The sequence below is a fragment of the Azospirillum argentinense genome, assembly GCF_000632475.1.
In the GTDB taxonomy this organism is placed as follows: domain Bacteria; phylum Pseudomonadota; class Alphaproteobacteria; order Azospirillales; family Azospirillaceae; genus Azospirillum; species Azospirillum baldaniorum.
In genome coordinates this window covers 1,425,483-1,438,086 of the sequence record NZ_CP007794.1, presented here as the reverse complement: position 1 = coordinate 1,438,086, position 12,604 = coordinate 1,425,483, and the positions used below count along the sequence as shown (strand labels likewise).

Here is a 12,604-nt window from a genome sequence, read left to right as displayed (position 1 = left end):
TTATCGCGGCATGGACATCATACGCATCATCCTGGCGCTTCTGCTGCCGCCCGTCGGCGTCTTCCTCCAGGTGGGGTTTGGCGCCCAGTTCTGGATCAACGTGCTGCTGACCCTGCTCGGCTACATTCCGGGCATGATTCACGCGCTGTACGTCATCGTGAAGTACAAGGACCGCTCCCCGGCGTGAGGTCCTGACAAGACCATCGCATCCTGCTCCCTCTCCCGCCCCGGGAGAGGGATGGGACCCGCGCAACGCGCGGGAAGGGTGAGGGGACAGGCAAGGATCAGGGTTTGATCCTCGTACGACCCTCACCCGCTCTCGGCGGACCGAAGGTCCGCCTGCCGCGTCAGCGCTGGCTTCGAGCCAGCGCGAGAGCCCGCTGCCGCGGGCACCCTCTCCCAGGGCGGGAGAGGGAATATTCACCTCCTTACGCCGCGCGGACCTTCGCGAGGAAGCCGCTGACCTCCGTCCGCAGACGCGCGGCGGAACGGCTCAGCTCCTGCGCGCTGCCCAACACGCGGCCCGCCGCGGTCCCGCCCTGCGAGGCGGCGCCGCTGACCTGCACGATGGCGCCCGACACCTCCGCGGTGCCCGCCGAGGCCTGCTGGACGTTGCGGGCGATCTCCTGCGTGGCGATGCCCTGCTGTTCGACCGCCTGGGCGATGTCGTCGGCGATCTGGCTGCTTTCCCCGATGACCTGGGCGATTTCCCGGATCGACTGCACGGTGCGCAGGGTCACGTCCTGGACCCCGGCGATCTGGGCGGTGATGTCCTCTGTCGCCTTGGCGGTCTGGTTGGCGAGATTCTTCACCTCGCTCGCCACCACCGCGAAGCCCTTGCCGGCCTCGCCGGCGCGCGCCGCCTCGATGGTCGCGTTCAGCGCCAGCAGGTTGGTCTGCTGGGCGATCGAGTTGATGAGCTGCACCACCTCCCCGATCTTCTGCGACGTGCTGACCAGACCTTCCGCGGTCGCCTGGGTGTCCTCGGCGTTGCGGACGGCGCGGTTGGCGATGTCGGCGGACTGACGGACCTGCTGGCCGATGCTGCTGACCGACCCGGCGAGTTCACCGCAGGCCGTGGCCACCGATTCCACGTTGGCGGTCGCCTGGGTCGCCGCGGCGGCGACGGTGCCGGCCTGATCGTTGGCCCGCTCCATGGTGGCGTTCAGCGTCTGGGCGGCGCCCTCCAACTCGGCGGCGGCGTGGGAGACCAGCTCGACGATGGAGCCGACGCTGCGCTCGAACTGGTCGGCCAGCCCGTTCATCGCCTCGCGCTTCTCGGCCTCGGCGCGGCGTTCCGTCTCCTCCTTCTCCGATTCCATGCGGCGGGCACGGACCATGTTGTCCTTGAAGACCTGCACGGCGCGGATGATCTCGCCCACCTCGTCGCGGCTGGTCGCCTGCGGCACCGCGATGGTCAGGTCGCCCTCGGCCAGCTTCAGCGTGGTGTCGGTCAGGCGGCGCAGCGGCCGCACCGTCAGGATCGACCACCAGGCGAGTCCGGCGCCGAGCAGGACGGTCACCGCGCACAGCGAGATCATCAGCACCTGGAAGCTCTCGGACACCGTCCGGGCGTGCTTGGCCACCGCCTGGCTCTCGGCCTCCTGGAGGTCGATGAAGGCGTTGATGCGGGCCAGCCATTCGGTGAAGCCGGGGCGGGCCTGCTCGACCAGGATCTTGACGGCGCGGTCGGCGTCGCCGGCTTGGCGCGCCTCGATGACGCCACGGGCCAGCGGCAGGGTCTTGGCTTCCGTCTCCTTGATGGAGGCGAGGATTTCCCGTTCCCTGGGGGTGATGTGGGTGCCGACGGCGAACATGCGGTCCATCTGCTCGGCCGAGCGCGCGTAGTCGGCGGCCAGCCGGTCGATGGTGGCGAGTTCGGCCTTCAGCGCCGCGGCGTCGGACAGGAGCGTGACGTCGCGCAGGCTGATCGCCCGGTCATGCACGCTGCCGCGGAAGTTGATGGCGTAGCGTTGCTTGACGTTGTTGACGTCGTTGATCGTGGAAAGGCTGTCGTTGATGCTGTTGACCTTGTAGATGGCGATGGCCGCCAGGGCGACCATCAGCACCAGGATGCTGGAAAAGCTCAGCATCAGCCGAAGGCCGACCTTGGCGTTTCGGAACCAGTTCATTGTCCACACTCCCGCCGGTCCGTGTCGTCGAAGACTCGTTGGATGCCGCCGGTTGCCGAAAGCCCACCCTGCGGCGGAACCGACGATAGCACCAAAGAGTTGATACGGATTTTCCGAGAGATTGGATCAAAAGGAAAATTTTTCAGGACGCGGGAAGGGATGGCTGGGTTGTGGGATTTGTCACAGAAATTCGCCCGCCGTCCGGCTACAGTCGCGCGCGTTCACAGACCCCCCTTACGAGACTCCGATGGCCGGACCCATGCTCAAGCTGCTGCTTGCCCTGTTGCCGCTCGGCGCGTCGCTGCTGATGCTGGCGACGGTTCAATGAGGGGACGGGTCACGAGTTGATGACCCGCCGCACCATCTCGTAAATCCCCATCCGCCGCAGCCCTCCCTGAAGGGCGGCGCGCAACGGCGCCGGAATGGACAGCAGGCGCCGCGGTTCGATCCCCGCCCGGCGCGTCTTCTCGAAAGCCGCGCGGTCGTCGTAGGCGACCCGCCGCACGCTCACCGTCCGTCGGCCGGTGTCGAACAGCATCCAGGTCGCCCGCCGCTCCTCGCTCCGCGGCTCCCCCACCGTGCCGGGGTTGAGCAGGTAACAGGAGCCGCCGCGCAGGGCGACCTCGCTGTCGGGATCGTGCTCCCACAGTTCGCCGTTGCGGTATTCGTGGATGCCGAGCCGGTGCGTGTGCCCGTAAGCGCAGACGCGGGCGCCGGAGGGGTGGGCGAGCAGGGCCTGCGCGGTCCGCCGCATCCGGTCCTCGCTGTTCAGCCGGACCAGCTCGCAGCCCCGGTCCACATGAAGCGCCCCGTGAACGGCGACGAGCTGGTCGCCGATATTGGTCTTCAGCGGCAGGGCGGACAGCCACGCGACGTCCTCCGGCGGCAGGCGCTTGCGCGTCCAGGCGATGGCCCGGATGGCGCGGACGCTGAAACCGTCGGTGGGGATCTGGCGGGTCACCGCGCGGTCGTGGTTGCCGGCGACGCAGACCGCCCCGGCCTCGCGCAGCAGCCTGATGCAGGGCGACGGGTCGGTGTTGTAGCCCACCACGTCGCCCAGGCAGACGATGCGCTCCACCCCCGCGCCGCTCATGTCGGCCAGTGTGGCCTCCAGTGCCTCACGGTTGGCGTGGATGTCCGACAGGATGCCGATCCTCATCGCCGCGCCACCCTCATTGGGCTTTCATCGCGCCGCCGGGCGCGTCGTGGTGCGCGCGCGACGGCAGGAAGCGGGCGAGCTGGTTGTGCAGGAAGGGCATGGGATCGTCGAGCGCGATGGCCTTGGCTTCGCAGCCCAGCACCCAAGGCAGCCACGCGGCCATCGACAGGCCGCTGTCCTTGGCGGCCAGCCGGTCCTTGGTGATATGGCACCAGCGCGCTCCGGCCCGCGCCTTGCCCACCGCCGGGCGCGGCAGGCCGAGCCGGTCGGCGTGGACCAGCGCCGGCAGGTTGACCCCGGCCACCGCCCCCAGATGGTGCCACAGGTTGAATCGCGGGTTGACCTCCAGCAGGTGCAGCGCGCCGTCCGGGGCGCGCTTGAAGTCGAACTTGGCGACGCCGCGCAGCCCCAGCCGTTCGGTCAGCGAGCGGCCGAGCGCCGCCACGTCCGGCGCGTCGGTGATGGTCAGGGCGGTGCTGTGGCCGTAGGCGAGCGGGTAGGTGCGGATCTTGGCGCCCGTGAACTCTCCGGCCACGCCGCCGCCCTCGTCCACATAGACGTGGTAGCTCTCGATCCGGGTCTCCGGGCCGGGGATCATCTCCTGGACCAGCAGGTCCAGCCCGACCGCCGTCAGCCGCGGCCACAGGGCGCGCAGCTCCTCGGCGGAATCGACCTGGATGGCCTTGGCGAAGCCGTCCGCCTCGTCCCACACCCGGCGGCGGGTCAGCGGCTTGACGATCAGGGGGAAGCGCAGGTCCACCACGTCGGGTGCAGCCTCACGGGTCGGATAAAGGCGGCGGGTCGCCGGGACGGGCAGGTTCAGCCGCTCGGCCAGCGCCTGGAAGCGGCCCTTATCCACCAGATCCTCGACCAGCTCGGCGTCGGCGATGGCGAAGCGGAACCCCTCGGCCAGCCGGTCGCGGTTGCGCGAGACGAGCAGGAGCTGGGTGTCGTCCTGATAATAGAGGACCGGCTTTTCCGGCTGCCCCTTGGCGAAGGCCATCATCACCTCGACCAGCCCGTCCGGGTTGCGCGCCGGGTCGTCCCACAGGATGGCGTCCTTGGTGAAACGGGAGTGCAGCGCGGGGGCGCCGGGATGGGTGACCACGGCGCAGCGCAGCCCGGCCAGCCCCAGCGGGCGCACCATGTCCATGTCGCCCATCACGCAGGCCAAGGCGGGGTTGGCGACGGAGCTGGCGGCGGGGGTGTTTCTCATTTTCGGCATCCTCCAACCGCCCCGTCGGCGGCCCTGCGGTTTGCGGCGTTGGTCTTAATGGAGTCAGCGGTTCATCAGGGGAAGCGGACTGCGGATCAGCCGTCTCATCCGGTCGGCCAAACCCGCCTTGACGCGGCGCAGGCGGGTGTCGATCTGGCGGCTCAGCCGGTCGGGGCCGAGCGCGATCCAGTTCATCGGCTGCTCGGTGTTGGACAGCAGCGGCTTGTGTCCCGCCGGGGTGGACATGAAGTCGTAGCAGTCCTCGCCGCGGGCCAGCGTGTCCTCGATGGCCAGGACATGGGCGACCAGACCGGGCTTCAGCCGGTTGTCGGCCTCGTAGGCGAAGCCGCCCTGGTAATTCATCACCCGCCCGCGATGGACGAAGTTGTAGAGGTAGCCAATGACCGTGTCCCCGGCGCTGACCCGGCACAGCCGCACCGTCCCCGCCGGCACGCCGCCGGCGATCAGCCGCTCGTGAAAGGGGCGGAAGGCCGGGTTGGAGAAGGCGCCGGACTGGCCGCGGGCGTTCCAGCTCGCCTGATGCAGGATCTCCATGGCGTGGAAATCCTCCAGCGCTTCCTCCGCCGTCGTGGCGACGCGGTAGGTCAGCGGGCCGCGCTCCGTGTAGAGCCGCATGGCCCGGCGCACCGCGGCGCGGGTGTTCTTGCCGAGGCTGGCGAGGTAGCCCGCGCCCTGCCGGCGCACGCCTTCCAGGTCGACCCACTGGCAGCTGTCGGCCACCCGGACCTGCAGCGCGTGGCCCTGCTGCGCCGCGGCGAGCCGCACCGCCGCTTCCGCCTGCGGCTCCAGCCCGCCCAGCACCAGCTCGTCCCAATTGGTCAGGCGCTGCCCCAGCCAGTCGAAGCAGGCGGCCAGCACCGCGTCCGCGCAGCTCCGGTCGGCGAGGATGCCGTTGTACTCCACGAACAGCCGGTCGAAGGTCCGCTCCCCCGTCTCGTGCAGCAGCCAGCAGCGCGTGCGCAGCAGACCGAAGCGCCACTGTGTGCGCGGGCAGAGGAGCGCCAGCCCGACGACCTGTCCGCCGCGCCGCGCCACCAGTGCGTGGGGGCGTGTGCCGCTGGGCAGGGAGGCCAGCCAGTTGCCGATCCACTGCCAGCTGAGGAAGAAGGACCCGTCGGCGCGCCGCTCCAGATCGGTCCAAAGCTCTTCAAGTTTGCTGGGATTTTCTACAGGCTGCAACGTGATGTCGATGGTGTCGCCGTCGTCCTCAACAAGAGTCCTCATGTCCATGGGCTCGGTCTTCCCTGGGGGATGTTGATGAAGGGCCGGCTTCGAATGTCTACGTGAAAAAAATGGGATTGGATCGACGTCTCGAAAACTTTGATCTCATCCGCTCTATCCTGTGCTTCCGCATCTGCATCATGTACGGACGACTGTGACAAAAAACGCGGTGGCGGAAGGTGGGTTGCGGCGTTCCGGTGGGGGAACCCGTCCGGGTCATCCGGGGTATCGGGCGGTGATGCGACTGCGAGATGGAGGTGTCCATCTGCCCCCTGAAAGCCCTTCCGCCCGATGCGATGGTCCTATGGCCGGCCATGCGTCCCGGCCATTCGTCCAGGTCTTGCGGATGGCCGTTGTTCTTTTGGCCTTTCCTCTCCATCTCTTGAGTCCATGGGTTAGGCATCGGAAAGGACCGGCCCCGTGACCACGCCCGAAGAAGCCTTGCCGTCGCGGCTGGAACGCGCCTGCGCCGAGCGGGGGTTGAAGATGACCGGCCAGCGCCGGATCATCGCCCGAGTCCTGTCGGAAGCCGCCGATCATCCCGATGTGGAGGAGGTCTATCGCCGTGCGGCGGCGATCGATGCCGGGATCAGCCTGGCGACCGTCTACCGCTCGATGCGGCTGTTCGAGGAGATCGGGATCATCCAGCGCCACGATTTCGGCGATGGACGCGCCCGCTACGAGGAGGCTCGCGGCGACCACCACCATCACCTGATCGACATCGAGACCGGCGAGGTGGTGGAGTTCCAGGACCCGGAGCTGGAGGCCGCCGTCACCCGCATCGCCCGCCATCTCGGCTTCGACATGATCGGGCAGCGGCTGGAGATTTTCGGGCGCCGCATCCAGCGCAAAGGCCCGGAGACGGCCTGATGGCGGCGGAGCGGAGAACCGGGCCGGAGCACGATCCGGCGGAGCGTTTCGCCGCCTGCGAAGCGGCGGTGTGCGGCTGCCGCCCGGTGGTCGAGCGCGCCTACCGCGAGCTGGTCGATTGCGGGCGCCCCGACCGCCACGCGCTGGAGGCCGCCACGGTGGTGCTGCGCTGGCATCATCCGGAACTGGACGTGCCGCAGGCGCTTCAGATCGTCGAGCGCTGGGTGATCGCCCCCAGTCGGCTGCATTGATGCCGGCTGCATCGGTGGCGCATTGATCTTGCCTTGTCCGGCGGAGCGGTTCTAAAGCTCTGTCCCTTCCGCGACACCGCAGGGCCATCCATGGACGCCGACGCCGAACGCCGCCTGACCGAGCTGGAATCCCGCCTCGCCCATCACGAGCGCATGGCCGAGGAAATGTCCGCCGTCCTGTTCGAGCAGGGGCGGACCATCGATCTCATGACGGCGCAGATGCGCCGCCTGCGCGACCGGATCGCGGAGCTGGAGTCCGGCGTGCCCCGCGCGCCGCAGGACGAGCCGCCCCCGCCCCATTACTGATCATCCCTCGCGGACCGTCACCGCATCTTCCAGCCGCCGCGCGGACCGCACCAGCTGAGCTGCGGGCCGGCGGGCGGTTGGCGCGAGCAGTCGGCCTGGGTGCAGCCGCAGGCGGGGAACAGGCAGCGGTCGCCGTTCACGTCGGTGGCCTGCACGGCCAGCTCATAACGCGTGCCCCGCATCAATTGCGCGCCCGCCGCGCTGTTGCGCTCGTAATGCTCGACGACGGCGAGCAGACGCAGCATGCGGGCACGCTGTCCCTTGGTGTCGAGGCTCATCTTCCAATCTCCCGCCATGGCCGTCCGAATCGTGCTCCGATGGACATGAAACGGCAGAAAAGGTCCAAGGCTCCAGCGTGCAACCGCTTTACCCACCGCTGGCCGGACGCCTGCCGGACGCGGTTCCCCGCTTGGCGGAGGCTTGGCCGCGGGGCCTAGGACGCCGCGCTCTTTGTCGCCTCCGCGGCTATGCCCTGGCTTTCGGCCGGGGCGGGCGGCAGGTCGGCCGTCCAGCGGATGCCGCGGTTGCGCCCGGCGCGCTTGGCCTGATAGAGCGCCTGATCGGCGCGGCGCAGGGTTTCCGTCACATCGGGCGAATCCTCGGGCCACAGCGCGATGCCGAGAGAGCAGCCGACCCGCACCGCCTCGCCCTGGACGCTGACGGGTTCGTTCACCGCCTCGATGATGCGGCGGGCCAGCCCGTCCAGGTCCGGCGGCTCGACACCGGCGCGCTGCGGCAGCACCGCCGCGAACTCGTCGCCGCCCAGCCGCGCCACCACGTCGTCGCCGCGGAAGCAGGCGGCCAGCCGCTCCCCCACCTGACGCAGCACGAGGTCGCCGGCGTCGTGGCCCAGCCGGTCGTTCACCGGTTTGAAGCCGTCCAGATCGATGTAGAGGAAGGCGGCGGAGCCGTTGCCGGCGGTCGTGGCCTCCACATACTGCTCGAAATAGCGGCGGTTCGGCAGGCCGGTGAGCCGGTCCTGATAGGCGATGTCCTCCAGCCGCACCAGCGCGGCGTCGCGGTGGGTCAGCCCGTCCACCAGATCGCGCAGCGTCGCCGACAGCGAGGTGATCTCGGCGCTGCCGGCCAGCACCGGCATTTCCGCCCCGCGTTCGCCACTGCGGATGCGCTCCGCCGCCTGGGCGATGCGGCGCAGCGGCCGGGTGACCCGCCCGGCGGCCATCCAGCCGAGCGCGCTGAACAGCAGGACCATGGCGCCGCCGGCCAGCACCGTCTCGACCATCTGGGCGGTGGCCGGGGCGTAGGCGACGGCCAGAGGCTGGCGGGCCACCACGCTCCAGCCCAGGCCCGGATAATTCAGGTAGCCGTTGCCGTAGGCGTAGCCGGTGAGGTAGCGCTCCCCGTCCGGCCAGCGTTCCACGATCCAGCCGCTCTCGTTCTTCTGCGCGCTGCGCACCGCCTCGATGTCGAGGGGAGTGCCGAGCAGTTCACGGGGGCCGAGCAGCACCGTGCGGTCGGCCGCGACCACGATCAGCTCCAGCTCCGCGCGGCCCCGCATGGTGTCCAACAGGGAACGGCGGATCTCGCGCGTCCATTCCCAGCTCAGATGCGTGGCCAGAACGCCGACGACCTCGCCCCGCTCGTTGTGCACGGGGGTGGAGATGTCCACGAACTTCATGGCCTCGCCCGTCGGGTTCGGCAGCAGGAAGGCCAGCATCACCGCGTCGTGCACGTCACCGACGAACTGCGTTTTCTGCCCGTTCTGGAAGACCGGGCGCTTGGAAATGTCCACGCCGTCCAGCAAGCCGCCGGTCGCGGCCAGAACCTTGCCCTTGGTGTCGGTCACGCCCATCCAGGAGACGGTCGGGAAGAATTCCTGGAACTGCTCCAGCAGCCAGCGCAGCCGGACCGGATCGTCGATGGCGGGGGTGATGCCGAGCTTGGCCAGCATGCCGATCTCGCTGGCGCGCGACCACATTGAGCGGTCCAGCCGGTCGGCCATGTTGTGCGCGGCCTCGGCGAGCGAGTGCCCGATCTCGCTCTCGATCCGTTCGCGGGAGCGCAGGCCGGTCAGTGCCGCCAGCACGACGGAGACGCCAAGGACAAGAACGGCGCCGGTCAGAGCCACCGTCGTCCGCAGACCGCGTTCCCTTGCCATGACGCCCGGCCACTCCCCGAAACACCCCGCCGCCGTTCCGTCAGGAAGACCGCTTACGAAGGTTCTATCAACTTCGGCTAGGTTTCAAAAGTGACATTGGCGGCGGATGAGGCATACCGGCGCATGAAATTGTCGGGGAGGCGGGTCAGCGGGCGGGCCGGGCCCCCACGGCGGTGCGCCGGCAGTCGGACAGGATGTTGCCGACGGTGACGCGCTCGCGCTCGTCCATGGTCAGCTCCCACCGTGCCTTCACGGCGATCCAGCCCGCCACATAGGCGCAGATGTACGCCTCGCGCGGCGGCAGCCAGTCCTCCGGCCCCTTCGATCCCTTGGCGCGGTTGGCCGCCGCCGAGACGGTGACGAGGGTCAGCGGGTCGCTCACGTCGTTGGCGTAGGCGGCGCGCTTCTCGCGCGGCCAGTCGTAGCCGCCGCTGGCGTAGGCCTCCTCCAGAGGCACGCGGTGGTCGATGTCCACCTGTTTCGGCTCGGTGAAGGTTTCCCCAGTGTAGGGATCGTTCCACACGCCGGACAGCACCGAACAGCCGTTGGCCGACAGCTTCGCCGGCTTCGCGGAGTCGCGGATCAGCACCTGCTCGCGCGTGTTCAGGCATTTGGAATCGATGGTCAGCCAGTGCGGCCACTCCTCCCGCACATAGCCGCGGCGGCGTTCCTCCGTCACCTGGATGCGGTCGAGCTGGGCGGCGACGGCGGCATAGTCGATGCTGGCGTCCGGGACCGGGCGGGGGATGGGCTTGGGATTGGGGCGCTGGACCTTCTCCTCGCCGAGGATGGAATCCAGCGTGCCGGGCGGGACGAGGTGGAAGCGCTCCGCGGCATAGACCGCGGCCAGCACCAGCAGAACGGCGACCAGCCCGCCCAGCGTCAGGGGACGGCCCCTCCGGCCTCCCCGCGGTGCTCCGCCTCTCCGTCGTGCCATGCCTGCTCCCTCAGCCTGATGTGCGCCATACGTGGATATGGTGGCGGGCGTGTTCTATGGCGCTTGGGGAAAACAGGTGCAACGGCGTTGGAGAGGGCGGGGGTCCGTTGAGCGTCACGGACTCTGTGAAAAAGAAGCGGCGGAGTCCGGGACGTGCCCCAAACTCCGCCGCCTCTCACCCCATGGCGGGCAGCCGGTCGAGGAATTTGTCGAGCGTGATCGGGTATTCGCGCACCCGCAGGCCCGTCGCGTTGTGGACCGCGTTGGCGACCGCAGCACCCACCCCGCACAGGCCCAACTCGCCCACCCCCTTGGCCTTCATCGGCGAGGAGATCGGGTCGGCCTCGTCGAGGAAGATCACCTCCTGGTGCGGGATGTCGGCGTGGACCGGCACCTCGTAGCCGGCGAGGTCGTGGTTGACGAAGAAGCCCGCCCGCTTGTCGAGCGCCAGCTCCTCCATCAGCGCGGCGCCGACGCCCATGGTCATGGCGCCGATCACCTGACTGCGCGCCGACTTCGGGTTCAGGATGCGGCCCGCCGCGCAGACCGCCAGCATCCGCCGCACGCGGATCTCGCCGGTCGCGGCGTCCACCGCGGCCTCCACGTAATGGGCGCCGAAGGTCGATTGCTGGTACTTCTTGTCGAGGTCGCCGTATTCGATGCCGTCCTCGGCGGACAGGCCGTTGGCGCCCGCCGCTTCGGCCAGCGGGACCCTGCGGTTGCCGGCGACGACCTGCCCATCCACAAACTGCGCGTCGGCGGAGTTGACGCCCAGCTTCTGTGCCACCGCCTCGCGCAGCTTCACGCAGGCGGCGTAGACCCCGGCGGTGGCGTTGTTGGCGCCCCATTGGCCGCCCGAGCCGGCGGACACCGGGAAACTGGAATCGCCGAGCCGCACCGCCACCTTGTCCAGCCCGACCCCCATCATCTCGGCCGCGGTCTGGGCGATGATGGTGTAACTGCCGGTGCCGATGTCGGTCATATCGGTTTCGACCGTGACGATTCCGCGCTGGTCCAGCCGCACCCGCGCCGCCGACTTGGTCAGCAGGTTGTTGCGGAAGGCCGCCGCCATGCCCAGCCCGACCAGCCAGCGCCCGTCGCGCACCTGCCCCGGCTGCGGGTTGCGCTTGGCCCAGCCGAAGCGCTCCGCCCCCAAGCGCAGGCATTGAACGAGCTGGCGTTGCGAGAAGGCCCGGTTGGGGTCGGCGGGGTCGGTCTGGGTGTCGTTGCGGATGCGGAACTCCACCGGGTCCATGCCCAGCTTCTCCGCCATCTCGTCCATCGCGACCTCCAGCGCCATCATGCCCGACGCCTCCCCCGGCGCGCGCATGGCGTTGCCCTCGGGCAGGTCGAGCGTGGCGATGCGGTTGCCGATCAGGCGGTTCGCCCCGGCGTAGAGCAGCCGTGTCTGGTCGGTCGCCGTCTCCTCCGAGCCGCCGGGCAGGTTGCCCGACCAGCTCTCATGGGCGATGGCGGTGATCGTGCCGTCCGGCGTGGCGCCGATGCGGACGCGCTGGATGGTGGCGGGGCGGTGCGTCGTGTTGTTCATCATCAGCGGCCGCGACAGCCCGACCTTGACCGGACGCCCGGCCTCCCGCGCGCCCAGCGCCGCCAGCAGCGCGTCGGCGCGCAGGAACAGCTTCCCGCCGAAGCCGCCGCCGATGAAGGGGGAGATGACGCGCACCTTGTCCTTCGGCATCTTCAGCGTCGCCGACAGGTCGGTGACCATCCAGTCGATCATCTGGTTGGAGGTCCAGACGGTCAGCCGGTCGCCCTCCCAGGCGGCGATGGTGGCGTGCGGCTCCATCATCGCGTGGCTTTCGTCCGGCGTGGTGTAGGTCTCGTCGAGTTTCACGGGAGCCGCCGCGAAGGCGCCCGCGAAATCACCCACGACGGAATCGCCGTCCTTGGTCTTCTCCGCCTTGTCCTTGGCCGCCGCCAGATCATAGGCGCCGTCCGCCGGCCTGTAGTCGATGCGGACCAGCCCCGCCGCGGTGCGCGCCTGCTCGAAAGTCTCCGCCACCACCAGGGCGACGGCCTGCTGGTAATGCTCGATCTCCGGCCCGCCGAGCAGGGTCGCGGTGTTGCGCTTGCCCTTGTCGAGGGAGCCGGCGTTCTCCGCCGTGACGATGGCGACGACGCCGGGGGCCTTCCGCGCCGCCTCCAAATCCATGGACGCGATGCGCCCCTTGGCGATGCCCGAGCCGATGACCCAGCCATAGGCGACGTTCGGCGCCACGTCGTGCCATTCATAGGCGTAGGTGGCCTTTCCCGTGGTCTTCAGCGGCCCGTCGATGCGGTCGGTCGGCTTGCCCACCACCTTGAGCTGGTCGATCGGGTTGGTGGTCGCGGGAGTGTCGAACTTCATGACG

General features: G+C 69.3%; 12 protein-coding genes. 4 read left to right on the top strand and 8 right to left on the bottom strand.

Annotated features, from left to right (window positions below; all coding sequences use genetic code 11):
* Window positions 1–10: 10 nt before the first annotated feature.
* Window positions 11–187: a YqaE/Pmp3 family membrane protein gene (locus ABAZ39_RS34540; RefSeq protein WP_040134614.1), complete on the top strand. Its 177-nt coding sequence runs from the start codon at window positions 11–13 to the stop codon at window positions 185–187.
* A 241-nt stretch (window positions 188–428) separates the two neighbouring features.
* Here the strand turns inward: ABAZ39_RS34540 and ABAZ39_RS20615 are convergent, their stop codons facing one another.
* The 4 genes from ABAZ39_RS20615 to ABAZ39_RS20600 form a co-directional block, all read right to left on the bottom strand.
* On the bottom strand, window positions 429–2,132 hold the full coding sequence (locus ABAZ39_RS20615; RefSeq protein ID WP_040134613.1) for a methyl-accepting chemotaxis protein: 1,704 nt from the start codon (window positions 2,130–2,132) through the stop codon (window positions 429–431).
* 337 nt (window positions 2,133–2,469) lie between these two features.
* Window positions 2,470–3,291, bottom strand: a complete 822-nt coding sequence (locus tag ABAZ39_RS20610; RefSeq protein WP_040134612.1) for a metallophosphoesterase family protein — start codon at window positions 3,289–3,291, stop codon at window positions 2,470–2,472.
* Between the two features lie 13 nt (window positions 3,292–3,304).
* Window positions 3,305–4,507 carry a carboxylate--amine ligase gene (locus ABAZ39_RS20605; protein WP_040134611.1) on the bottom strand — a complete coding sequence of 401 codons (1,203 nt, stop codon included), beginning with the start codon at window positions 4,505–4,507 and terminating at the stop codon, window positions 3,305–3,307.
* A gap of 63 nt (window positions 4,508–4,570) precedes the next feature.
* Window positions 4,571–5,752: a GNAT family N-acetyltransferase gene (locus ABAZ39_RS20600; RefSeq protein WP_247881668.1), complete on the bottom strand. Its 1,182-nt coding sequence runs from the start codon at window positions 5,750–5,752 to the stop codon at window positions 4,571–4,573.
* Window positions 5,753–6,169: 417 nt separating this feature from the next.
* On the opposite strand from ABAZ39_RS20600, the gene ABAZ39_RS20595 reads away from it, so the two are divergent.
* The 3 genes from ABAZ39_RS20595 to ABAZ39_RS20585 all read left to right on the top strand — a co-directional run bounded on the left by ABAZ39_RS20595 (window position 6,170) and on the right by ABAZ39_RS20585 (window position 7,176).
* On the top strand, window positions 6,170–6,619 hold the full coding sequence (locus tag ABAZ39_RS20595; RefSeq protein WP_014197677.1) for a Fur family transcriptional regulator: 450 nt from the start codon (window positions 6,170–6,172) through the stop codon (window positions 6,617–6,619).
* Window positions 6,619–6,870 carry a hypothetical protein gene (locus ABAZ39_RS20590; RefSeq protein ID WP_081863184.1) on the top strand — a complete coding sequence of 84 codons (252 nt, stop codon included), beginning with the start codon at window positions 6,619–6,621 and terminating at the stop codon, window positions 6,868–6,870. Before ABAZ39_RS20595 ends, ABAZ39_RS20590 begins: the two co-directional genes overlap by 1 nt.
* Before the next feature lie 90 nt (window positions 6,871–6,960).
* Window positions 6,961–7,176, top strand: a complete 216-nt coding sequence (locus tag ABAZ39_RS20585; RefSeq protein WP_040134609.1) for a SlyX family protein — start codon at window positions 6,961–6,963, stop codon at window positions 7,174–7,176.
* 17 nt (window positions 7,177–7,193) lie between these two features.
* Here the strand turns inward: ABAZ39_RS20585 and ABAZ39_RS20580 are convergent, their stop codons facing one another.
* The 4 genes from ABAZ39_RS20580 to paoC form a co-directional block, all read right to left on the bottom strand.
* Window positions 7,194–7,454 carry a hypothetical protein gene (locus ABAZ39_RS20580; RefSeq protein ID WP_081863249.1) on the bottom strand — a complete coding sequence of 87 codons (261 nt, stop codon included), beginning with the start codon at window positions 7,452–7,454 and terminating at the stop codon, window positions 7,194–7,196.
* 155 nt (window positions 7,455–7,609) lie between these two features.
* The gene (locus ABAZ39_RS20575; protein WP_051658298.1) at window positions 7,610–9,295 is read right to left on the bottom strand and encodes a GGDEF domain-containing protein; all 1,686 of its coding nucleotides are present in this window, start codon (window positions 9,293–9,295) and stop codon (window positions 7,610–7,612) included.
* A gap of 145 nt (window positions 9,296–9,440) precedes the next feature.
* The gene (locus tag ABAZ39_RS20570; protein ID WP_040134607.1) at window positions 9,441–10,232 is read right to left on the bottom strand and encodes an HNH endonuclease family protein; all 792 of its coding nucleotides are present in this window, start codon (window positions 10,230–10,232) and stop codon (window positions 9,441–9,443) included.
* Between the two features lie 175 nt (window positions 10,233–10,407).
* On the bottom strand, window positions 10,408–12,600 hold the full coding sequence (gene paoC / locus ABAZ39_RS20565; protein WP_040134606.1) for an aldehyde oxidoreductase molybdenum-binding subunit PaoC: 2,193 nt from the start codon (window positions 12,598–12,600) through the stop codon (window positions 10,408–10,410).
* Between the last annotated feature and the right edge of the window lie 4 nt (window positions 12,601–12,604).

Coding starts and splice junctions, on each gene's coding strand:
- ABAZ39_RS20570 (WP_040134607.1), bottom strand. CDS start 10,232: ATGGCACGACGGAGAGGCGGAGCACCGCGGGGAGGCCGGAGGGGCCGT.
- ABAZ39_RS20575 (WP_051658298.1), bottom strand. CDS start 9,295: ATGGCAAGGGAACGCGGTCTGCGGACGACGGTGGCTCTGACCGGCGCC.
- ABAZ39_RS20600 (WP_247881668.1), bottom strand. CDS start 5,752: ATGAGGACTCTTGTTGAGGACGACGGCGACACCATCGACATCACGTTG.
- ABAZ39_RS20615 (WP_040134613.1), bottom strand. CDS start 2,132: ATGAACTGGTTCCGAAACGCCAAGGTCGGCCTTCGGCTGATGCTGAGC.
- ABAZ39_RS20580 (WP_081863249.1), bottom strand. CDS start 7,454: ATGAGCCTCGACACCAAGGGACAGCGTGCCCGCATGCTGCGTCTGCTC.
- ABAZ39_RS20590 (WP_081863184.1), top strand. CDS start 6,619: ATGGCGGCGGAGCGGAGAACCGGGCCGGAGCACGATCCGGCGGAGCGT.
- ABAZ39_RS20585 (WP_040134609.1), top strand. CDS start 6,961: ATGGACGCCGACGCCGAACGCCGCCTGACCGAGCTGGAATCCCGCCTC.
- ABAZ39_RS20610 (WP_040134612.1), bottom strand. CDS start 3,291: ATGAGGATCGGCATCCTGTCGGACATCCACGCCAACCGTGAGGCACTG.
- ABAZ39_RS20605 (WP_040134611.1), bottom strand. CDS start 4,507: ATGAGAAACACCCCCGCCGCCAGCTCCGTCGCCAACCCCGCCTTGGCC.
- ABAZ39_RS34540 (WP_040134614.1), top strand. CDS start 11: ATGGACATCATACGCATCATCCTGGCGCTTCTGCTGCCGCCCGTCGGC.
- paoC (WP_040134606.1), bottom strand. CDS start 12,600: ATGAAGTTCGACACTCCCGCGACCACCAACCCGATCGACCAGCTCAAG.